The sequence below is a fragment of the Stenotrophomonas sp. 109824_Sma genome (assembly GCF_056480025.1).
This window is the reverse complement of sequence record NZ_CM151078.1, coordinates 1,633,957-1,652,243: the sequence shown is the minus strand read 5'-3', so window position 1 is coordinate 1,652,243 and position 18,287 is coordinate 1,633,957. Positions and strand designations below refer to the sequence as shown.

The 18,287-nt window shown below is 67.0% G+C and carries 20 protein-coding genes; 4 read left to right on the top strand and 16 right to left on the bottom strand.

Annotated features, from left to right (window positions below; all coding sequences use genetic code 11):
• Nucleotides 1-6 precede the first annotated feature (6 nt).
• The 5 genes from ACZK1G_RS07740 to surE form a co-directional block, all read right to left on the bottom strand.
• Nucleotides 7-495 (bottom strand): YqhG/Tai3 family protein, encoded by a 489-nt coding sequence (locus ACZK1G_RS07740; RefSeq protein ID WP_101765251.1) that lies wholly within the window; start codon nucleotides 493-495, stop codon nucleotides 7-9.
• Between the two features lie 180 nt (nucleotides 496-675).
• Nucleotides 676-1,461, bottom strand: a complete 786-nt coding sequence (locus ACZK1G_RS07735; protein WP_014036747.1) for a peptidoglycan DD-metalloendopeptidase family protein — start codon at nucleotides 1,459-1,461, stop codon at nucleotides 676-678.
• Nucleotides 1,458-2,072: a YqaA family protein gene (locus ACZK1G_RS07730; RefSeq protein ID WP_049445671.1), complete on the bottom strand. Its 615-nt coding sequence runs from the start codon at nucleotides 2,070-2,072 to the stop codon at nucleotides 1,458-1,460. Before ACZK1G_RS07730 ends, ACZK1G_RS07735 begins: the two co-directional genes overlap by 4 nt.
• Nucleotides 2,073-2,090: 18 nt before the next feature.
• Nucleotides 2,091-2,768, bottom strand: coding sequence for a protein-L-isoaspartate(D-aspartate) O-methyltransferase (locus tag ACZK1G_RS07725; RefSeq protein ID WP_014036745.1), 678 nt, complete (start codon nucleotides 2,766-2,768; stop codon nucleotides 2,091-2,093).
• Nucleotides 2,765-3,544, bottom strand: coding sequence for a 5'/3'-nucleotidase SurE (gene surE, locus ACZK1G_RS07720; RefSeq protein WP_049445673.1), 780 nt, complete (start codon nucleotides 3,542-3,544; stop codon nucleotides 2,765-2,767). Before surE ends, ACZK1G_RS07725 begins: the two co-directional genes overlap by 4 nt.
• A 209-nt stretch (nucleotides 3,545-3,753) precedes the next feature.
• Here surE and ACZK1G_RS07715 point away from each other — a divergent pair, with 209 nt between their 5' ends.
• Nucleotides 3,754-4,293, top strand: coding sequence for a Smr/MutS family protein (locus ACZK1G_RS07715; protein ID WP_014036743.1), 540 nt, complete (start codon nucleotides 3,754-3,756; stop codon nucleotides 4,291-4,293).
• Between the two features lie 98 nt (nucleotides 4,294-4,391).
• Here ACZK1G_RS07715 and truD read toward each other — a convergent pair whose 3' ends face one another.
• The 10 genes from truD to ACZK1G_RS07665 all read right to left on the bottom strand — a co-directional run bounded on the left by truD (nucleotide 4,392) and on the right by ACZK1G_RS07665 (nucleotide 12,285).
• Nucleotides 4,392-5,423, bottom strand: a complete 1,032-nt coding sequence (truD, locus tag ACZK1G_RS07710; RefSeq protein WP_049445675.1) for a tRNA pseudouridine(13) synthase TruD — start codon at nucleotides 5,421-5,423, stop codon at nucleotides 4,392-4,394.
• Nucleotides 5,420-5,917 (bottom strand): 2-C-methyl-D-erythritol 2,4-cyclodiphosphate synthase, encoded by a 498-nt coding sequence (gene ispF, locus ACZK1G_RS07705; RefSeq protein WP_005409005.1) that lies wholly within the window; start codon nucleotides 5,915-5,917, stop codon nucleotides 5,420-5,422. Before ispF ends, truD begins: the two co-directional genes overlap by 4 nt.
• 34 nt (nucleotides 5,918-5,951) lie before the next feature.
• Nucleotides 5,952-6,650, bottom strand: coding sequence for a 2-C-methyl-D-erythritol 4-phosphate cytidylyltransferase (gene ispD / locus ACZK1G_RS07700; protein ID WP_049445677.1), 699 nt, complete (start codon nucleotides 6,648-6,650; stop codon nucleotides 5,952-5,954).
• Entirely contained in the window at nucleotides 6,647-7,000 is a 354-nt protein-coding gene (gene ftsB / locus ACZK1G_RS07695; RefSeq protein WP_049445679.1) for a cell division protein FtsB, read from the bottom strand. Before ftsB ends, ispD begins: the two co-directional genes overlap by 4 nt.
• A 4-nt stretch (nucleotides 7,001-7,004) precedes the next feature.
• Nucleotides 7,005-8,297, bottom strand: coding sequence for a phosphopyruvate hydratase (eno, locus tag ACZK1G_RS07690; RefSeq protein WP_014036739.1), 1,293 nt, complete (start codon nucleotides 8,295-8,297; stop codon nucleotides 7,005-7,007).
• Nucleotides 8,298-8,393: 96 nt separating this feature from the next.
• Nucleotides 8,394-8,723 (bottom strand): hypothetical protein, encoded by a 330-nt coding sequence (locus ACZK1G_RS07685; RefSeq protein WP_049445681.1) that lies wholly within the window; start codon nucleotides 8,721-8,723, stop codon nucleotides 8,394-8,396.
• Entirely contained in the window at nucleotides 8,723-9,070 is a 348-nt protein-coding gene (locus tag ACZK1G_RS07680; protein ID WP_049445683.1) for a hypothetical protein, read from the bottom strand. The genes ACZK1G_RS07685 and ACZK1G_RS07680 overlap by 1 nt, the downstream gene beginning before the upstream one ends.
• Nucleotides 9,067-9,897, bottom strand: a complete 831-nt coding sequence (gene kdsA / locus ACZK1G_RS07675) for a 3-deoxy-8-phosphooctulonate synthase (protein WP_014036736.1) — start codon at nucleotides 9,895-9,897, stop codon at nucleotides 9,067-9,069. Before kdsA ends, ACZK1G_RS07680 begins: the two co-directional genes overlap by 4 nt.
• An 89-nt stretch (nucleotides 9,898-9,986) precedes the next feature.
• On the bottom strand, nucleotides 9,987-11,651 hold the full coding sequence (locus tag ACZK1G_RS07670; protein ID WP_049445684.1) for a CTP synthase: 1,665 nt from the start codon (nucleotides 11,649-11,651) through the stop codon (nucleotides 9,987-9,989).
• A gap of 400 nt (nucleotides 11,652-12,051) precedes the next feature.
• Entirely contained in the window at nucleotides 12,052-12,285 is a 234-nt protein-coding gene (locus tag ACZK1G_RS07665; protein ID WP_014036734.1) for a hypothetical protein, read from the bottom strand.
• Nucleotides 12,286-12,457: 172 nt separating this feature from the next.
• Here ACZK1G_RS07665 and parE point away from each other — a divergent pair, with 172 nt between their 5' ends.
• From parE to ACZK1G_RS07650, 3 genes are all read left to right on the top strand, one after another.
• Nucleotides 12,458-14,347: a DNA topoisomerase IV subunit B gene (parE, locus tag ACZK1G_RS07660; protein ID WP_014036733.1), complete on the top strand. Its 1,890-nt coding sequence runs from the start codon at nucleotides 12,458-12,460 to the stop codon at nucleotides 14,345-14,347.
• A gap of 218 nt (nucleotides 14,348-14,565) precedes the next feature.
• Entirely contained in the window at nucleotides 14,566-15,144 is a 579-nt protein-coding gene (locus ACZK1G_RS07655) for a GNAT family N-acetyltransferase (protein WP_101765249.1), read from the top strand.
• A 110-nt stretch (nucleotides 15,145-15,254) separates the two neighbouring features.
• On the top strand, nucleotides 15,255-16,751 hold the full coding sequence (locus tag ACZK1G_RS07650; protein WP_101765248.1) for a S10 family peptidase: 1,497 nt from the start codon (nucleotides 15,255-15,257) through the stop codon (nucleotides 16,749-16,751).
• Between the two features lie 404 nt (nucleotides 16,752-17,155).
• Here the strand turns inward: ACZK1G_RS07650 and ACZK1G_RS07645 are convergent, their stop codons facing one another.
• Nucleotides 17,156-18,277 (bottom strand): inorganic phosphate transporter, encoded by a 1,122-nt coding sequence (locus ACZK1G_RS07645; protein WP_014036730.1) that lies wholly within the window; start codon nucleotides 18,275-18,277, stop codon nucleotides 17,156-17,158.
• Nucleotides 18,278-18,287: the final 10 nt, after the last annotated feature.

Genomic DNA, 18,287 nt, shown 5'->3' with positions numbered 1-18,287 from the left:
CCGGCGCTAGCCGCCCGAAGGTGTGCAGCGGAAGGCCGAAAACTGTTGCAGCCGTCCGATCAGGCTGCCGCCCTGCCCCCAGCGGATATCCATGACCTTCCAGTCCGGGCCCTGCCGCTGCAGCAGGACCCGGTCGGTCCAGCGATAGCCGCCCACCGCCATGTCGACGCGGACCCAGGTGGCGTCACGGCTCGATCCGGGCGTTCCCACCGTTATCGTCTCCGGCCGGTCCGGCGCCAGCAGATAGGGGCTCTGGTCAAGCATGTGCGGCTTCTCGTCGTGCGCAGCCAGCGCAGCGCAGGCCCGCTCGTAAGTGCGCTGCGCGTCGACGGCTGAGCGCAGGGCATCGCCCAGCAGCGAAGGAATGGCCGTTTCGTTCGACGCCGGTGCCTGGACTGCGTCGTAGAGACGGGTGACCACGCCACGCGGATCGCTGGCTGCAATGGCCAGCGGCGCGACGATGAGCAACGCGAGAGCGGAAGCAACGCGGAACATGGGGCACCGGGACGAATGGATCCGCTCAAGAATGCCGGGTATTCCCTACGCCGTGAAGGCGGGCCTGCGACACATAAGATCGCAAATGGCCGCATCTCTGCGGTACCCGGGTCGAGCATGGCTCGACGCTACAGGTCAGCAACGCCGGGCAAGGCCCGGCGCTGCCTGATCCAACAGCGATCAACGCGCCGGGAGGTACTGCTGCGGGTCGACCGGCTTGCCGTTGTAGCGAATCTCGAAGTGGACCATGTCGCGGTTCGCACCGGTGCGGCCCATCTCGGCGATCTGCTCGCCGGCCTTCACGCTCTGCCCTTCATTCACCAGGCGCTTGCGATTGTGGCCATAGGCCGACAGCCACTGGTCGCTGTGCTTGATGATGATCAGCTCGCCGTAGCCGACCAGGCCGGCACCGGAGTACACCACCACGCCGTTGGCGGTGGCCTTCACTGCCTGGCCGCTGGTACCGGCGATGTCCACGCCCTGCTTGGTCGCGTCACCTGCAACGTAGCGGCCGACGATCGCGCCATCGGCCGGCCAGCGCCAGGCGATGTTGCTCTTCACCGGGCCAACCGGCGCCGGGGCTGGCGCGGTGCTGCCGGCACTGCTGCCACCCGAGCGCGGCGGGGTGACCACCGTGGTCGGTGCGCGGCCGCCGCTGGCACCGGCCGGATACAGCCGGATCACCTGGCCCGGGTGGATGGTCGAAGGGTTGTCCAGACTGTTCCAGGCGATCAGGTCGGCCGGCGTGATGTCATGGATGCGGGCCAGCGCGTAGATGGTGTCACCCTTGCGCACCACCACGGTCTGCCCGGGCTTGGGCACCGAAGTCTTCGGCGTGGTGACGCCACCACCGGCACTGCCGCCGCCGGGACGGACCACGGTGGCGGTGCCGCAGGCGGCCAGGGTGGAAACCAGCAACGCCAGCGCGCCGATGCGCACTCCCTTGCTCAGACGATCAGGACTCATGCGAACTTCGACCTCCATACAAGCCAGGCGATCAGCACCACCACCAGCGCGGTGGCGATCCAGCCCAGCGGTTCAATCCAGCGACGCAATGCCGCTTCGGCACGCGCACCACCGATACGGATGACCGCGGCCAGCACGAACACGCGCTTGCCACGACCGATCAGCATGCTCAACAGGTACTGCGGCATCGGCACGCCGACGATACCCGATGCCCACGTGAAGACCTTCATCGGGATGGGCATGAAGCCGCCCAGCACCAGGAAGGTGAACACCGCCCACGGCGACTCAGCCATCTTCGCCTGCACGGTGGTGATGCCCTGCTCGATCGCCGGCAGCATGCCCAGCGCTTCGAACAGCGGCTTGATCGCCTCGAAGGCGTAGTGACCCAGCGCGTAGCCAACCACCGCACCGACCATCGAGCCGGCCAGGCTGAGGGTGGCAAACCACCAGCCTCGCTTGGGCTGGGCCACGCACATCGGTGCCAGCATCACCTCCGGCATCACCGGGAAGATGATCGCCTCGAAGAAGCTCAACACCGTCAGGTAGGTCGGCGCGCGTTCGTGCGCCGCCCACTTCATCGCCCGCTCGTACAGCGGCCCGAAAATCTTCATGCAACCCTGCTCCGTGGATTAGTCGAGCATGCCAGACAGCAACGGCACGAACGTGACCGGCGCCAGCACGCGTTGTTCGATGCTGCCATCGGGCCTGCGGTCCAGCTGCACCAGTGACTGCCCGCCTGGGCCACCGACCGGCGCCACCAGGCGCCCGCCTTCGGCCAGCTGCCCGACCAGTTCATCGACCAGTGCCGGCGCTGCGGCGGTGACCACGATGGCATCGAACGGGCCGTGCTCGGCCCAGCCGGCGCGACCGTCGTCATGCTTGGTACGGATGTTCATGCCCAGTGCGCGGAAGCGCTTGCGTGCCTGCCGCAGCAGGTCGCCGATGCGCTCCACGGTGTAGACCTCCAGGCCCAGTGCGCCGAGGATGGCGGCCTGGTAGCCGGAGCCGGTGCCGACTTCCAGCACGCGCTTCGGCGCGACCTGGAGCACCGCCTCGGTCATCCGCGCGACCACCCAGGGCTGCGATATGGTCTGGCCATGGCCGATCGGCAGCGCGGTGTCCTCATAGGCACGCGAGGCCAGCGCTTCATCGATGAACAGATGGCGCGGCACCACCCGGATCGCGTTCAAGGTGGATTCGTCGACAATGCCGACTTCACGCAGGCGGTCGACCAGACGATCACGCACGCGTTGCGAGGTCATGCCGATACCGACGGCTTCCGGCTGCAATCGCAGGCGTGGACTCATGCCGGCTGATCCAGCGCGGCGCTGAGGCCGCCCACCCAGCCGGCGACCTTCTCCAGCGCCTGGTAGCGGGTGAGGTCGACCTGGATCGGGGTGATCGAGATGTGGCCGGTGCGCACCGCGTGGAAATCGGTACCGGGACCGGAGTCCTGCTCACGGCCGGCCGGGCCGATCCAGTACACCTCGTTGCCGCGCGGATCCTTCTGCGCGATGCAGCCTTCGGCACGATGGCGGTTGCCGAGGCGGGTGACCTCGAAGCCCTTGACCTCGCTCCACGGCAGGTCCGGCACGTTGACGTTGAGGATGGTGTCGGCCGGCAGCGGATCGGCCTTCAGCCGGGCGACGATCTCCACCGCGGCACGCGCGGCGGTCTCGAAGTGCTTCGGATCGTGGTTGCGGCTGACCAGTGAGACCGCCACGGCCGGCAGGCCGAGGAAGCGACCTTCCATCGCCGCCGAGACGGTGCCGGAATAGATCACGTCGTCGCCGAGATTGGCGGCGTTGTTGATGCCGGACACGACAATGTCAGGCTCGAATTCAAGCAGGCCGGTCAGCGCCAGGTGCACGCAGTCGGTGGGTGTGCCGGCCACCGAGACGGTGTAATGGTCGATGCGCTTGAGCCGGATCGGCAGGTCCAGGGTCAGCGAGTTGCTGGCGCCGGAGCGATCGCGGTCGGGCGCAACCACCGTGACTTCGTGACCGGCCTCGCGCAGGACCGAGGCAAGCATCCGGATGCCTGCGGCGTCGACACCATCGTCATTGCTGACCAGGATTCGCATCTTCGATTTAACCGCTTGATTTTCCAAGAATTCGATTCCATCACCGTGCAGTGTGGGCGGGACCGTCGCGCTCCCCTGCGGAAGCGGTCGACCCTGCAAGGGCATCGTCTATTGTGCCGCATGCGAGCCGCCGGTCCTACCCTGTCGGCGGTCACGGCCGACATCGAACCGTCATAGGCAGACCTGCGCCGGCGGTTTACCCTGTGCGCATGTCGCACCCTGAAGACGAAGATCCGGCCGCATTGTTCCGTGCGGCCATCGGCGAAGTGACGCCGCTGCGCAAGGATGCCGAGCCGGCACCTGCCGCGCCCCGGCCGAAACCGCGTGCACGCATGGCCGAACGTGACGAGGCCGAAGCGGCCGGCGAGTTCGCCCGGCTGCTGCGCGACAGTACGCCACTGGAAGCCGGCGACGTGGCCAGTTATCGCCGCGACAACCTGCCACCACGCCTGTTCCAGCGTCTCAAGCGCGGCCAGTACTCGGTGCAGGACGAACTGGATCTGCACGGCGCCACCGCCGCGCAGGCCGAAGCCCTGCTGCGCCAGTTCCTGCTGGAAGCGCATGCACACGAGTACGGCTGCGTGCGCATCATCCACGGCAAGGGTCTGCAGTCCGATGGCGGTGCGCCGGTGCTGAAGAACCTGGTCGATCGCCTGCTGCGGCTGCGCAACGACGTGCTGGCATTCCATTCGGCACCGACCGGACAAGGTGGCACCGGCGCGGTACTGGTGCTGCTGGCACGGCGTTGAGGTAAACCATCCACGCATGGCGTGGATCTACTGTGGCGAGCGGAGGAAAGTAGGTCCACGCCATGCGTGGATGCTCTTCGCCTCCGTCCCCTTTTCCGTCAGGCCTGCGAGGCGTCTTCGACCGGGCCGAGCTCGTGCAGCACGGCGGTGGCGTAGCAGCCTGGCGGCAGCGCGAACGACAGTTCCAGCACGTCATCGGCCAGCCACTGATGCTGCAGCAGCGCCGGGCGCAGGCGCAACGCGCGGCGCTCCTGCTTCAGGCGCGCGTCTTCCAGGCCGGCCCGCAGTGCCTTCGACTCGTCGTCGGCCAGCGCGGCCAGCTCCAGCTCACGTGCCGCGTCGGTGCTGCGCAGCTCGCCTTCGCCCCACAGCGGTGCACTGGGATGGATGTCGAAACGCGCCAGCCGCTCGGCCAGCACATCGGTGTACGGCTCGGGGCCGAACACGCTGCGACTGCCATCGAGCATCCAGACTTCGCCATCGAGCGGCTGGTCCCAGTTGCCCTGCTCCACGCGTGCGGCCAGCACGCGGTTGAACAGCGCCGATCGGGCGGCAGACAGCAGCAGCGAACGCTGGTCCTTGCGCATGCGACGGCCGCCGAACATCGCCAGTGCGGCCGGAACATTGCCGCCGTCGCGGCCGAAGCGCTGCTCGCCAAACCAGTTCGGCAGGCCGCGTCCGGCAATCTGCTGCAGGCGTTCGCTGATTGCGGCGGCATCCCCCTGCACGTCACGCAGCACCAGCTTGAAGCGGTTGCCGGCCAGTGCGCCGCGCTGCAGCTTGCGGTTGTGCCAGGTGGCTTCGAGCACTTCGATCTCGTCGCTGGCCAGCTCGGCCAGGTCCGGCGCGACGCGCTTGGGCAGGTGCACGCTGAAACGCTGGGTGGTGACCGCATGGCGATCCTTCATGCCAGCGTAGCTCACTGCCATTTCCGGCAAACCGGCCCACGTGGCCAGCAGCTTGGCCACATGCACGGTGTTGGCGCCGCGCTTGCGGATGTGCAGCAGCAGGTGCTCGCCTTCACCGGTGGCCTCAAACGCCGGCAGTTCATCCACCTGGAAATCGTCCGGCGTGGTGCGGATGCGCGCCGTCAACAACGGCGCACCAAACGCCAACGGCAGCGGAATCATGCCGCCACCAGCAACACGACCGCCTGCGCGGCGATGCCTTCACCACGGCCGGTGAAGCCCAGCTTCTCCGAGGTGGTGGCCTTGACGCTGACCGCGTCCAGCGGCAACTGCAGCAGCCCGCCGATGCGCTCGCGCATGGCCAGCGCATGCGGGCCGACCTTCGGTCGCTCGCAGATCACGGTGATGTCGGTGTTGCCGACGCGCCAGCCGCGCTCACGCAGCAGGCTGTCACAGTGGCGCACGAAATCGCTGCTGTCGGCGCCCTTCCAGCGGTCGTCACTGGGCGGGAAATGCTGGCCGATGTCACCCAGCGCCAGCGCGCCGAGCATGGCATCACACAGGGCATGCAGGATCACGTCGCCGTCGCTGTGCGCGAGCACGCCGCAGCTGTGCGGCACGTTCACGCCGCCAAGCATGATGTGGTCGCCTTCACCGAAGGCATGGACGTCGTAGCCCTGGCCGATGCGGACGGGCGGGAACGGTGCGGTGCTCATGGATGCAACCCTTGCTACAGGGCCGCGCGGCTAATCAGCCGGCGCGGCGGGAAAGTACGAATTCGAACCGGTCCAGATCGGCCGGGGTGGTGACCTTGAAGTTGTCCTCGCTGCCCTCGACCAGCAGCGGGCGCTGGCCCTGGCGCTCCATGGCCATGGCCTCATCGGTGACTTCAATACCGGCGGCGGCGGCTTCGGACAGCGCGCGGCTGAGCTGGTGGCGGCGGAACAGCTGCGGCGTCAGCGCGCGCCACAGGCGCTCGCGCGGTTCGGTGCCATCGATGCCACCGTCGTCGCCCGCACGCTTGAGGGTGTCGCGCACCGGTGCGGCCAGGATCGCGCCGACCGGATCGGCACGGCCGACTTCAAGCAGGCGGCCAAGATCGGCCAGCGACAGGTTGGGTCGCGCGGCATCGTGGACCAGCACGAACTCATCGGCGCGCACCGAGTCCGGCAGCGCCTGCAGCCCAGCCAGCACCGAAGCGGCACGGGTCGCGCCGCCGACGCAGGTCAGTACCGGCTTGCCGGCCCATTCACTCCAGCCCGGCCAGTCGGCATCGTCCTGGCCGATCACTACCATCGCCCCGGCCACGGCCGGATGCGCCAGCAATGCGTCCAGGGTGTGGGCGAGCAGGATCTGCCCGCCCGCCTGCAGGTACTGCTTGGGCAGCGGCGCGCCGAAGCGGGCGCCACGGCCCGCGGCTGGAACCACCACCCAGATCGCCGCGCTCATGGCACGTCCGCCGGGTGTTCGCCAGCCTGGGCATTGACGCCTGCCGCGGGCTGCGCCGGGCGGACCGGCGCATCCTCGACCACGCGGTAGAACTTCTCGCCAGGCTTGATCATGCCCAGCTCGCTGCGCGCGCGTTCCTCGATGGCGGACTGGCCTTCCTTGAGGTCCTTCACTTCGGCAGCCAGCGCGTCGTTGCGCTGCTGCAGACCCTCATTGTCCCGCTCCTGGTTGGCGACCTGGGCTTCGAGCATCATCACTTCGCCCGAGTTGCCCGGACCGAACCAGAAGCGGTACTGCAGCCAGCCCAGCAACAGGGCCAGCACCAGCAGCATCCAGCGCCAGTCGCGCATCGGCTCAGCGCTTCAGCGAAACGAACGCGTCACGACCGGCGTAACGCGCGCCGGCACCGAGGGCTTCCTCGATACGCAGCAGCTGGTTGTACTTGGCCACGCGATCGCTGCGGCACAGCGAGCCGGTCTTGATCTGGGTGGCGGTGGTGGCCACCGCGATGTCGGCGATGGTGGTGTCTTCGGTTTCGCCCGAACGGTGCGAGACCACGGCGGCGTAGCCGGCACGGTCGGCCATGGCGATCGCTTCCAGGGTTTCGCTGAGGGTGCCGATCTGGTTGACCTTGATCAGGATCGCGTTGGCGGTGCCCGAGTCGATGCCTTCCTGGAAGATCTTCGGGTTGGTCACGAACAGGTCGTCGCCGACCAGCTGCACCTTCTTGCCGATGCGGTCGGTCAGCAGCTTCCAGCCAGCCCAGTCGTTCTCGGCCAGGCCATCTTCAATCGTGATGATCGGGTACTGCGCGGCCCAGTCGGCGAGGAAGTCGACGAACTGCTCGGAGGTCAGGCGCTTGTTCTCGCCGACCAGGTTGTACTTGCCGTTCTCGAAGAATTCGCTGGAGGCCACGTCCAGGCCCAGCAGCACGTCTTCACCGGCGGTGTAGCCGGCCTTGCCGATCGCTTCGAGGATGGTGTCGAGTGCTTCGACGTTGCTGCGGAAGTCCGGCGCGAAGCCACCTTCGTCGCCCACCGCCGTGCTCAGGCCGTGGCCCTTCAGCACCGACTTCAGCGAATGGAAGATTTCGGTGCCGGCACGCAGCGCTTCGGAGAACGAGGTGAAGCCGACCGGCAGCACCATGAACTCCTGGAAGTCGACGTTGTTGTCGGCATGCGCGCCGCCGTTGATGATGTTCATCATCGGCACCGGCAGCGACGGGGTCACGCCGGTCTTGGCAGCCAGGTACTGCCACAGCGCCTGCTTGTTCGATGCAGCGGCGGCATGCGCGGCGGCCATCGAAACACCCAGCAGCGCGTTGGCGCCCAGGCGGCCCTTGTTCTCGGTGCCGTCAAGGTCGATCAGGCGACGGTCGAGGCCAGCCTGGTCGGTGGCTTCGAAGCCCTTCAGCGCATTGGCGATGGTGGTGTTGACGTTGTCGACGGCCTTGCGCACGCCCTTGCCCAGGTAACGGGTCTTGTCGCCGTCACGCAGCTCGACCGCTTCCTTGGTGCCGGTCGAGGCGCCGGAGGGAACCGCGGCACGACCGAACGAACCGTCCTCCAGGATGACTTCGGCTTCCAGCGTGGGGTTGCCACGGCTGTCGAGGATTTCACGGGCGTGGATGCTGCGGATCGTACTCATGGTCGGGCCGGTTACCTGTATGGAGAGGGGGCGACAAAACGAATGCCGCGTGATTATCCCCGGCTGCCCGCCACTTGCCAAATGGCCTGGGCGGCATCAGCCCCAGCTGGACCCGATCACGATCAGGACCATCGACACCAGCAGCGTCAGCAATGCGCCTGCAATGGTGGCGCAGACCGCTCCCCGCCTGCGTCGCCAGGCCAGCACGATCGCCACCAGGCTGCCGAAGAACGACAGACCCAGCATGACCAGAGCAGCCAGAATCCAGTACTGCATGGCCCGCATGCCGTGGTTGCCGTCACCCGGTGAGCCGAAGCTGGCCGCGAAGGCCATTACACCCAGCAGCAGGGACGTCCAGGCGAGCACGGACAGCCCCAGCGCGATCAGGCCCCAGGGCCAGCCGCGCGCTGACGTGCTCGTATTCATCAAAGCAATCCGTAGAACAGGGCGCCAAGCCACAGCGAAAGCAGGATGATCGCCAGGCCAGCCGCCACCTTGCCGCGATTCAGCCGCCACGCAAGTACAGCGGCAGCGACGCAGCCCACGGCACCGAGCAGCTCCGCGACCAGCAGCGCAATGAAGTACGTCCGCAGATCGAGCGCGCTGCTGCCATCACCCGGGGGACGCACCGACGCCGCACCGATCAGCGCCAGGCCGAACATGCCCACGGTGAACAGCACGGCCAGGCCCAGTGCGATCAGGCCCCACGGCCACTGCTTCCAGTGCCGGCGGTGGCGCTGGTCTTCCAGCGCCACCCACGGGTCACGACTCACGCGAAGCGCGAGAAGCCGTGCTTCTTGGTCACCGCGTCAAGCTCCATCAGGGTCTCGAGCAGCGCTTCCATCTGGTCCAGCGGCCACGCATTGGGGCCATCGGACAGGGCCTTGGACGGGTCCGGATGGGTCTCGGCGAACAGGCCGGAGATGCCTACCGCCACGGCGGCACGGGCCAGCACCGGCACGTGCTCACGCTGGCCACCGGAACTGGTGCCCTGCCCGCCCGGCAGCTGCACCGAATGGGTGGCATCGAACACCACCGGGCAACCGGTATCGCGCATCACCGCCAGCGAACGCATGTCGCTGACCAGGTTGTTGTAGCCGAAGCTGGCACCGCGCTCGCAGACCATGATCTGCTCGTTGCCGGTGGCCTTGGCCTTCTCCACGACCGGCTTCATGTCCCACGGCGCCAGGAACTGGCCCTTCTTGATGTTGACCGGCTTGCCGGCCGAGCACACCTTGCGGATGAAGTCGGTCTGGCGGACCAGGAACGCCGGGGTCTGCAGCACGTCCACCACCGAAGCCACTTCGTCCATCGGGGTGTATTCGTGGACGTCGGTCAGCACCGGCACGCCGATCTGCTTCTTGACCTCGGCCAGGACCTTCAGGCCCTCTTCCATGCCCGGGCCGCGGAACGCGGTGCCCGAGGTGCGGTTGGCCTTGTCGAAGCTGGACTTGAAGATGAAGTTGACACCGAGCTTGTCGGTGACTTCCTTCAGCTTGCCGGCGGTATCGAGCTGCAGCTGCATCGACTCGATCACGCAGGGGCCGGCGATCAGGAACAGGGGCTGGTCCAGCCCGACCTCGAATCCACACAGTTTCATGGCGTTTCCTTGTTGTCCGCGGCACCGGCTGGGCCGGTGCGCTGGGGGTTGAAGCGTGCAAGATGGGGGCCGGCGGCCCCCATCACAAGTCAGGCGCGGGCTTCCTGCAGCAGCTTGCCGCCGGCCTTGCGCTCGCGCGCGGCACGGATGAAACCGATGAACAGCGGGTGGCCATCACGCGGCGTGGACAGGAATTCCGGATGCGCCTGGCAGGCCAGGAACCACGGATGCGCATCGCGCGGCAGCTCGACCACTTCCACCAGGGTGTCGTCCATCGACTTGCCGGCGATCACCAAGCCCGCATCTTCCAGCTGGGTGCGGTAGCGGTTGTTGAACTCATAACGATGGCGGTGGCGCTCGGCGACCACGTCCTTGCCGTACAGTTCACGGGCCAGCGTGCCCGGCTTCAGGCGCTGCTCCTGCAGGCCCAGGCGCATGGTGCCACCCAGGTCGCTCTTGTCGTCACGCTTCTCGACATCGCCGGTGGCGGTGCGCCATTCGGTGATCAGGCCGATCACCGGGTTCGGCGACTGGCGGTCGTTCTCGGTGCTGTTGGCGCCTTCCAGGCCGACCACGTTGCGCGCGTAATCGACGACGGCCGCCTGCATGCCATAGCAGATGCCGAAGTACGGCACGTGCTGCTCGCGGGCGAACTTCGAGGTCTGCACCTTGCCTTCGAAACCACGGTCACCGAAGCCACCCGGCACCAGGATGCCGTCGACATCGGCCAGTGCGGCCATGTCGGTGCCTTCCAGGTCCTGTGCTTCCAGCCACTTCAGGTTGACCTTGGTGCGCTGGCGCAGGCCGCCGTGCTTCAGTGCTTCGCCGACCGACTTGTAGGCGTCCTGGTGGTCGACGTACTTGCCGACCACGGCGATGGTCACTTCGTCCAGCGGGTGCAGGGTCGCATCGACCGCGTCTTCCCACATCGACAGATCGACCGGGCCGGCCTTGTCGGCCAGCTTCAGCTGGTTGACCACGATCTCGTCCAGGCCCTGCGCGTGCAGGCCCGACGGAATGCGGTACAGCACGTCGACGTCCGGCACGCTGATCACCGCGCGCTCGGAAACGTTGGTGAACTGGGCGATCTTGCGGCGCTCCGAATCCGGCACCGCCTGCTCGGAACGGCACAGCAGCACGTCCGGCTGGATGCCGATCGAACGCAGTTCCTTCACCGAGTGCTGGGTCGGCTTGGTCTTCAGCTCGCCGGCGGCGCCGATGTACGGCACCAGGGTGAGGTGCATGAACAGTGCCTTCTCCGGGCCACGCTCGGTGCGCACCTGGCGGATCGCTTCCAGGAACGGCAGCGACTCGATGTCGCCGACAGTACCGCCGATCTCGACCAGCGCCACGTCGTAGCCTTCGGTGGCTTCGTCGATGCAGCGGCGGATCTCGTCGGTGATGTGCGGGATGACCTGCACGGTCGCGCCCAGGTAGTCGCCGCGGCGCTCCTTGCGGATCACGTTCTCGTAGATGCGGCCGGTGGTGACCGAGTTCTTGCGGCTCAGGCGGGTGCGCACGAAGCGCTCGTAGTGGCCCAGGTCGAGGTCGGTCTCGGCGCCGTCGTCGGTGACATAGACCTCACCGTGCTGGAACGGGCTCATGGTGCCGGGGTCGACGTTGATGTACGGGTCGAGCTTCATCATCGTGACCTTCAGGCCACGGGCTTCGAGAATGGCGGCCAGCGACGCGGCGGCAATGCCTTTGCCGAGCGAGGACACCACGCCGCCGGTTACGAAAATCAAGGGAGTCATGGCTGCAAGCATCCTGTCTGGAAATGGAAAACGGCAGCACCACGCGCACCCGGAGGGCGGGCATGGTGCTCGGAGGGGGTTTTCCGGTTCGCTGGGACAGCGAGGGAGGTGCGGGTCCGTGCGGCGGCACGCGCCGGACGGGGACCATCGTGCGAGGTCGGGGTGGCCGTGCCGGTCAAATCGACCGTCACCTGCGACCCGCCATGCTGGAAGCCACGCTTGGCCGCTCCAGCCCATTCGCAAATGGTGGACACGCACTTACTCCCGGAAAGCCATAGTTTACAGATTGATGGCCGCCAACCCAAGGGGCTTGTGCGGCCGATCCAACAAAAAACGCCCCGCTGGGCGGGGCGTTCCGGTGCGCAACCCTTGTCACAAGGGCGCTTGGCAGGTTGCGGGATCAGCGCTTCTTCCGCGCCTCTTCCTCTTCTTCCTTCTGCGGGGCCGGCTGGCCCTGCGCCTTCATTTCGGCATTGGCCTGGGCCCGACGCTTGGCCTTGGCATCGGCCTCGGCCTGCGCCTTGTCGGCCTGGTCACCCTGCTGCGGGGCCGGCTGGCCAGCGTTCTGCGCCACCACCAGCGGCACTGCAACAGCGGCAGCGGCCAGGATTGCAATGGTCAGCAACTTCTTCATGAGGTCCTCCTCGCGGTATGGCTTGGACGTTTCGACCCAACGGGGGTCGCCGGCGTTCAGATTCCAGCGGCTGCCATTTTACCCCCTCCCCGGCGCCGAGGCTGAACCGCAGGCGTGCAAAATCGCCGTCCAGACCGCACACTTGCGCGTCGCTCCGCGCTTTAGAAGATAGATGAACGCCCGCTATAACGCCGCCGATATTGAAGTCCTGTCCGGCCTTGACCCGGTCAAGCGCCGTCCCGGCATGTACACCGACACCGCGCGCCCGAACCACCTGGCGCAGGAAGTGATCGACAACTCGGTGGACGAGGCCCTCGCCGGCCATGCCCGCTCGATCGAGATCACCCTGTACAAGGACGGCAGCGTGGAGGTCAGCGATGACGGCCGCGGCATGCCGGTGGACATCCATCCGGAAGAGAAGATCCCGGGCGTCGAACTGATCCTCACCCGCCTGCATGCAGGCGGCAAGTTCAGCAACAACAACTACACCTTCTCCGGCGGCCTGCACGGCGTCGGCGTCAGCGTGGTCAACGCGCTGTCGACCCTGGTGGAGGTGCACATCAAGCGCGAAGGTGCCGAACACCGCATCACCTTCCGCAATGGCGACCGCGCCACGCCGCTGGAAGTGGTCGGCACCGTCGGCAAGAAGAACACCGGTACCCGCGTGCGCTTCTGGCCGGACCCGAAGTACTTCGACACGCCGAAGTTCGCGGTGCGCGCGTTGAAGCACCTGCTGCGTGCCAAGGCCGTGCTGTGCCCGGGCCTGACCGTCAAGCTGACCGACGAAGCCACCGGTGAAGTCGATACCTGGTACTACGAAGACGGCCTGCGCGATTACCTGAAGCTGGAACTGGGCGAGCGCGAATCGCTGCCGGCCGACCTGTTCGTCGGCAACCTGAAGAAGGACACCGAGGTGGTGGACTGGGCCGTGGCCTGGCTGCCGGAAGGTGAGCTGGTCCAGGAAAGCTACGTCAACCTGATCCCGACCGCCCAGCATGGCACCCACGTCAACGGCCTGCGTACCGGCCTGACCGAGGCGCTGCGCGAGTTCTGCGACTTCCGCAACCTGCTGCCGCGCGGCGTCAAGCTGGCCCCGGAAGACGTGTGGGACCGGGTGTCGTTCGTGCTGTCGCTGAAGATGACCGACCCGCAGTTCAGCGGCCAGACCAAGGAACGCCTGTCCTCGCGCCAGGCCGCCGGCTTCGTTGAAGGCGCCGCGCACGATGCCTTCAGCCTGCTGCTGAACCAGAACGTGGAACTGGGCGAGAAGATCGCGCAGATCGCCATCGAGCGCGCCAGTGCGCGCCTGAAGACCGAGAAGCTGGTCGTCCGCAAGAAGGTCACGCAAGGCCCGGCCCTGCCAGGCAAGCTGGCCGACTGCATCAGCCAGGACCTGTCGCGCACCGAGCTGTTCCTGGTGGAAGGTGACTCGGCAGGCGGCAGCGCCAAGCAGGCGCGCGACAAGGACTTCCAGGCGATCCTGCCGCTGCGCGGCAAGATCCTCAACACCTGGGAAGTCTCGTCCAACAGCGTGCTGGCTTCGGAAGAAGTGCACAACCTGGCCGTGGCCATCGGCTGCGACCCCGGCAAGGACGACATCGCCGGCCTGCGTTACGGCAAGGTCATCATCCTGGCCGACGCGGACTCCGACGGCCTGCACATCGCGACCCTGCTGACCGCGCTGTTCCTGAAGCACTTCCCGGCGCTGGTCGATGCCGGCCACGTGTTCGTGGCGATGCCGCCGCTGTTCCGCATCGACGTGGGCAAGCAGGTGTTCTACGCCCTGGACGAGGAAGAGAAGCGCACGATGCTGGACAAGATCGAGCGCGAGAAGATCAAGGGCGCAATCAACGTGACCCGCTTCAAGGGCCTGGGCGAGATGAATCCGCCGCAGCTGCGTGAATCCACCATCCACCCGGATACGCGCCGCCTGGTGCAGCTGACCGTGGACGATGGCGAGCAGACCCGTTCGCTGATGGACATGCTGCTGGCCAAGAAGCGCGCGTCCGACCGCAAGGGCTGGCTGGAGTCGAAGGGCGACCTGGCTTCGCTGGAAGTCTGATCCCGGCGCGGGGTCGGATCCGTTTCCTGACAGGAAACGGCTCTGACCCGGTTGCCCGGTAGTGCCGGCCGCTGGCCGGCAGATCTGCATGAATCAACTGGATATCGAGGTTGCCGGCCAGCGGCCGGCACGACCGGTCCATGCGCCCCGGGACATTACACCCCCATCGGCAAACCCGGCGGCGCCATAATGCGCGTCCATCCGCGTGGACCACCGTATTGGCCAGCCACTCGCTGCTGTTCCCCGGCCTGCCGCTGCACAGCGCACGGCTGGTCCTGAGCCCGATCCGCCGTGACGACGCCGCCGCGCTGTTCACGCTGCAGTCCAACCCGGATGTGATGCGCTGGTGGAACCATCCGGCCTGGACGCGACAGGCCGAAGCGCGCGAGCAGATCGACGATGACCTCGCCGCCCATGCCATCGGCACCCAGCTGAAGCTGGCCGTGCGCGAATCGCTGGAAGGTCCGCTGCTGGGCATCTGCGTGGTATTCGCGGTGGACCGCGATGCGGCGCGCGCCGAGATCGGCTACCTGCTGGCCCCCGATCGCCAGGGCCAGGGCTATATGCATGAGGCCCTGCAACAGGTACTGGCCTACCTGTTCCGCACCCTGCACCTGCATCGCGTGGAAGCCGAGATCGACCCCCGCAATGCGCCCTCCGCGCACGTGCTGGAACGCCTGGGCTTCCACCGCGAAGGGGTGCTGCGCCAGCGCTGGCGCATCCAGGGGCAACTGGCCGACTCGGCCGTCTACGGCCTGCTGGCCGATGACGACGCGGCAGCCACCCTGCCCGCTTGACCCAATCTGGCCAGTGGCGGCCTCATCGCACGGCCATGCCTTTGGACACATACGGCATGGCCCGCCACCGGCCTAGCATCGGAACCCCCTTCCGCTGCCGATCCGGTGCCATGAAGTCCCTGCTGCACACTGCCGCGCTCTGCGTCGGCCTGCTCATCGCCCCTGCCAGCGTGCTGGCCGCGCCCGACGCCGAGGCCAAGCCCGATCCGAAAGATGACAAGACCGAAGCGCCTGCGCTGCCCGCCGACGCATCGGCCCGCCAGAGCATGCGCCTGGCCGGCCGCACCCTGGACTACACCGCCACCGTCGGCACCCTGCCGGTACGCGATGCCAAGGGCAAGGTGATCGCCGACGTGGTGTTCACCGCCTACACGATGCCGGGCAAGGACCGACCGGTGACCTTCGCGCTCAATGGCGGCCCCGGTGCGTCGTCGGTGTACCTCAACATGGGCGCGATCGGGCCGAAGGTGGTGACCTTCGGCTCCGAGGGTGACAGCGCTTCGGCGCCGGCCACCCTGCACGACAACCCGGGCACCTGGCTGGACTTCACCGATCTGGTGTTCATCGATCCGGTCGGTACCGGCTTCAGCCGCGCGCGGATCGGCGACGATGAAGCCAAGAAAGCGCTCTACAACCCCAGTGCCGACGTCGAATACCTCTCGCGCTCGATCTACGACTGGCTGCTACGCAACCAGCGCATGGCCTCGCGCAAGTACCTGACCGGCGAGAGCTACGGTGGCTACCGTGGCCCGCGCATCACCCACTTCCTGCAGACCCGGCTGGGCGTGGCGATGAACGGCCTGGTGCTGGTCTCGCCCTACCTGAGCCCGACCCTGGAAGACAACGCCGACGTCTCGCCGATGGCATGGATGCAGACGCTGCCGTCGATCGCCGCGGCGCACCTGGAGCGCCAGGGCAAGCTGACCGATGCGGCGATGCGCGAGGTGGTGGAGTACACCCGTGGCGACTACGCCACCGCGTTGATGAAGGGCCGCAGCGATCCGCAGGCTACCGAAGCCATGCTGCGGCGGGTGACCGCGCTGACCGGACTGGACCCGCAGTTCGTGCGCCGCGCCGGCGGGCGCCTGGAAACCCAGGCCTACCTGCGTGAAGTGTTCCGCGACAAGGGCACGCTGGGCAGCCGCTACGACTCCAACGTGACCGCGTTCGATCCGTTCCCGAATGATCCGGAGCAGCGCGCCAACGATCCACTGCTGGACAGCATCATCGCGCCGACAACCACGGCGATGGTCGACTTCGTGACGCGGGTGGTCGGCTGGAAGGTGGATGCGCGCTACCAGGCGCTGAACTACGACGTGAACCGGTTGTGGGACCGCAATGGCGAGCTGCGCCAGGGCGCGGTGACCCAGCTGCGCCAGGCGGTGGCGATCGATCCGCATCTGCAGGTGCTGATCGTGCATGGCTGGAACGACCTGTCGTGCCCGTTCATGGGCTCGATCCTGACCGTGGACCAGATGCCGACGATGGGCAGCAATCCGGACCGGGTGCAGGTGCGGAGCTATCCGGGCGGGCACATGTTCTACAGCCGGGCGGACAGCCAGGCGGCGTTCCGCAAGGATGTGCAGGCGTTGTTCCAGCGTAATTGAGGGGGTCGGCCGGGCCTGCGGCCCGGCACCCGCTGACTGCAACGGCAACGTCCAACGTCAAAAGCCGGGGTTCCGTGGGCTGGCGAGGTGGGGTGGGGTTGCAGGACACGCCGTGAACCCGTCCATGGGGGCTCGATGGCGCCATCCATGGCGCCAACGGTCCTGCAACCCCACCCCACCCCGCCGCTGACAGGTTCCTGCGGCGGTTGGGGAGGCGACCGTCCGCTGTCGGTGGGTGTCTACTTCCTGCTGATTTGGTGGGTGTCGACCTTGGTCGACACGCTGGATACCGAGAAACGATCTGCCCATGAAAAAAGCCCGCCGGAATACGGCGGGCTTTTTCGTTTGTCGGGGTCAGATCCTTTTCCCGCAGGGAAAGGGCTCTGACCCCAAGGCTGCGGGCCTCAGGTCCAGCCGAACAGCTCGAACAGCTTCAGGATCAGGTACGCACAGCCTCCGGCGGCCGGGATGGTCAGGATCCAGGCCCAGACGATGCGCTCGATCACGCCGAATTTCAGCGAGCGCGGGTTCTTGGCGAAACCGACGCCCATGATCGCGGTGGAGATGCTGTGCGTGGTCGAGACCGGCATGCCGAAGTGGGCAGCCAGGGTCAGGATGGTGGCCGAGCTGGTCTCCGCGGCGAAGCCGTGGATCGGGTGCAGCTTGACCATCTTGTGGCCCAGGGTCTTGATGATCTTCCAGCCGCCCGAGGCGGTACCGGCCGCCATCACCACCGCGCAGGTCAGCACGATCCACATGGCGATGCCGTCACCGGCATGCGCATCCGGATGCATGAAGGCCAGCCAGGACGGCAGGTCGTTCAATGCGCCGGTGGCTTCGGCACCAATCAGGGTCATGGCGATGATGCCCATGGTCTTCTGCGCGTCGTTATGGCCGTGGGCGAAGCCCATGTAGGCCGCCGAGGCGATCTGGGCCTTGCCGAAGAAGGCGTTGACGATGCGCGGACGGGCCAGGCGACCGATGGCACCACCGATCTTGGCCAGGCCGGCGATCAGCGCCCACAGCAGCACCATCACCACGATGCCGAGCAGGAAGCCGGCGATCGGCGAGGTGATCATCGGCACGAACACCTTCCACAGCAGGCCCTTGTTCTGCGCCCAGCTGCCCAGGCGCTCGGACCAGATCAGCGCGTCCCAGTTGTTGTGGGCGGCGGCCAGGCCGGCGCCGCAGAGGCCACCGATCAGCGCGTGCGAGGACGAGGACGGCAAGCCCTTCCACCAGGTGATCAGGTTCCAGATGATGCCGCCCAGCAGGGCGCACAGGATCACCTGCGGGGTGACGTCAACCACGTTGGTGTTGAGCAGGCCCGAGGCGATGGTCAGCGCCACCGCGGTACCGGTCAGTGCACCGATGAGGTTCATGAAGGCGGCCAGCATCACCGCCCAGCCGGGCGAGAGCACCTTGGTCGCCACCACGGTGGCAATGGAATTGGCAGTGTCGTGGAAGCCGTTGATGAACTCGAAAACGAGCGCGGCCAGGATCACCACCAGGACAAGGGTCAACATGCGGCGGCGT

What these genes read in the sequence shown, in the direction of transcription:
- ACZK1G_RS07730 (WP_049445671.1), bottom strand. Translation starts at nt 2,072, where the DNA reads ATGAAGATTTTCGGGCCGCTGTACGAGCGGGCGATGAAGTGGGCGGCG.
- ACZK1G_RS07670 (WP_049445684.1), bottom strand. Translation starts at nt 11,651, where the DNA reads ATGACTCCCTTGATTTTCGTAACCGGCGGCGTGGTGTCCTCGCTCGGC.
- ACZK1G_RS07740 (WP_101765251.1), bottom strand. Translation starts at nt 495, where the DNA reads ATGTTCCGCGTTGCTTCCGCTCTCGCGTTGCTCATCGTCGCGCCGCTG.
- ACZK1G_RS07685 (WP_049445681.1), bottom strand. Translation starts at nt 8,723, where the DNA reads ATGAATACGAGCACGTCAGCGCGCGGCTGGCCCTGGGGCCTGATCGCG.
- ispF (WP_005409005.1), bottom strand. Translation starts at nt 5,917, where the DNA reads ATGAGCACCGCACCGTTCCCGCCCGTCCGCATCGGCCAGGGCTACGAC.
- kdsA (WP_014036736.1), bottom strand. Translation starts at nt 9,897, where the DNA reads ATGAAACTGTGTGGATTCGAGGTCGGGCTGGACCAGCCCCTGTTCCTG.
- ispD (WP_049445677.1), bottom strand. Translation starts at nt 6,650, where the DNA reads ATGAGCGCGGCGATCTGGGTGGTGGTTCCAGCCGCGGGCCGTGGCGCC.
- truD (WP_049445675.1), bottom strand. Translation starts at nt 5,423, where the DNA reads ATGATTCCGCTGCCGTTGGCGTTTGGTGCGCCGTTGTTGACGGCGCGC.
- ACZK1G_RS07665 (WP_014036734.1), bottom strand. Translation starts at nt 12,285, where the DNA reads ATGAAGAAGTTGCTGACCATTGCAATCCTGGCCGCTGCCGCTGTTGCA.
- ACZK1G_RS07645 (WP_014036730.1), bottom strand. Translation starts at nt 18,277, where the DNA reads ATGTTGACCCTTGTCCTGGTGGTGATCCTGGCCGCGCTCGTTTTCGAG.
- surE (WP_049445673.1), bottom strand. Translation starts at nt 3,544, where the DNA reads ATGCGAATCCTGGTCAGCAATGACGATGGTGTCGACGCCGCAGGCATC.
- ACZK1G_RS07735 (WP_014036747.1), bottom strand. Translation starts at nt 1,461, where the DNA reads ATGAGTCCTGATCGTCTGAGCAAGGGAGTGCGCATCGGCGCGCTGGCG.
- ACZK1G_RS07715 (WP_014036743.1), top strand. Translation starts at nt 3,754, where the DNA reads ATGTCGCACCCTGAAGACGAAGATCCGGCCGCATTGTTCCGTGCGGCC.
- ACZK1G_RS07725 (WP_014036745.1), bottom strand. Translation starts at nt 2,768, where the DNA reads ATGAGTCCACGCCTGCGATTGCAGCCGGAAGCCGTCGGTATCGGCATG.
- eno (WP_014036739.1), bottom strand. Translation starts at nt 8,297, where the DNA reads ATGAGTACGATCCGCAGCATCCACGCCCGTGAAATCCTCGACAGCCGT.
- ftsB (WP_049445679.1), bottom strand. Translation starts at nt 7,000, where the DNA reads ATGCGCGACTGGCGCTGGATGCTGCTGGTGCTGGCCCTGTTGCTGGGC.
- ACZK1G_RS07650 (WP_101765248.1), top strand. Translation starts at nt 15,255, where the DNA reads ATGAAGTCCCTGCTGCACACTGCCGCGCTCTGCGTCGGCCTGCTCATC.
- parE (WP_014036733.1), top strand. Translation starts at nt 12,458, where the DNA reads ATGAACGCCCGCTATAACGCCGCCGATATTGAAGTCCTGTCCGGCCTT.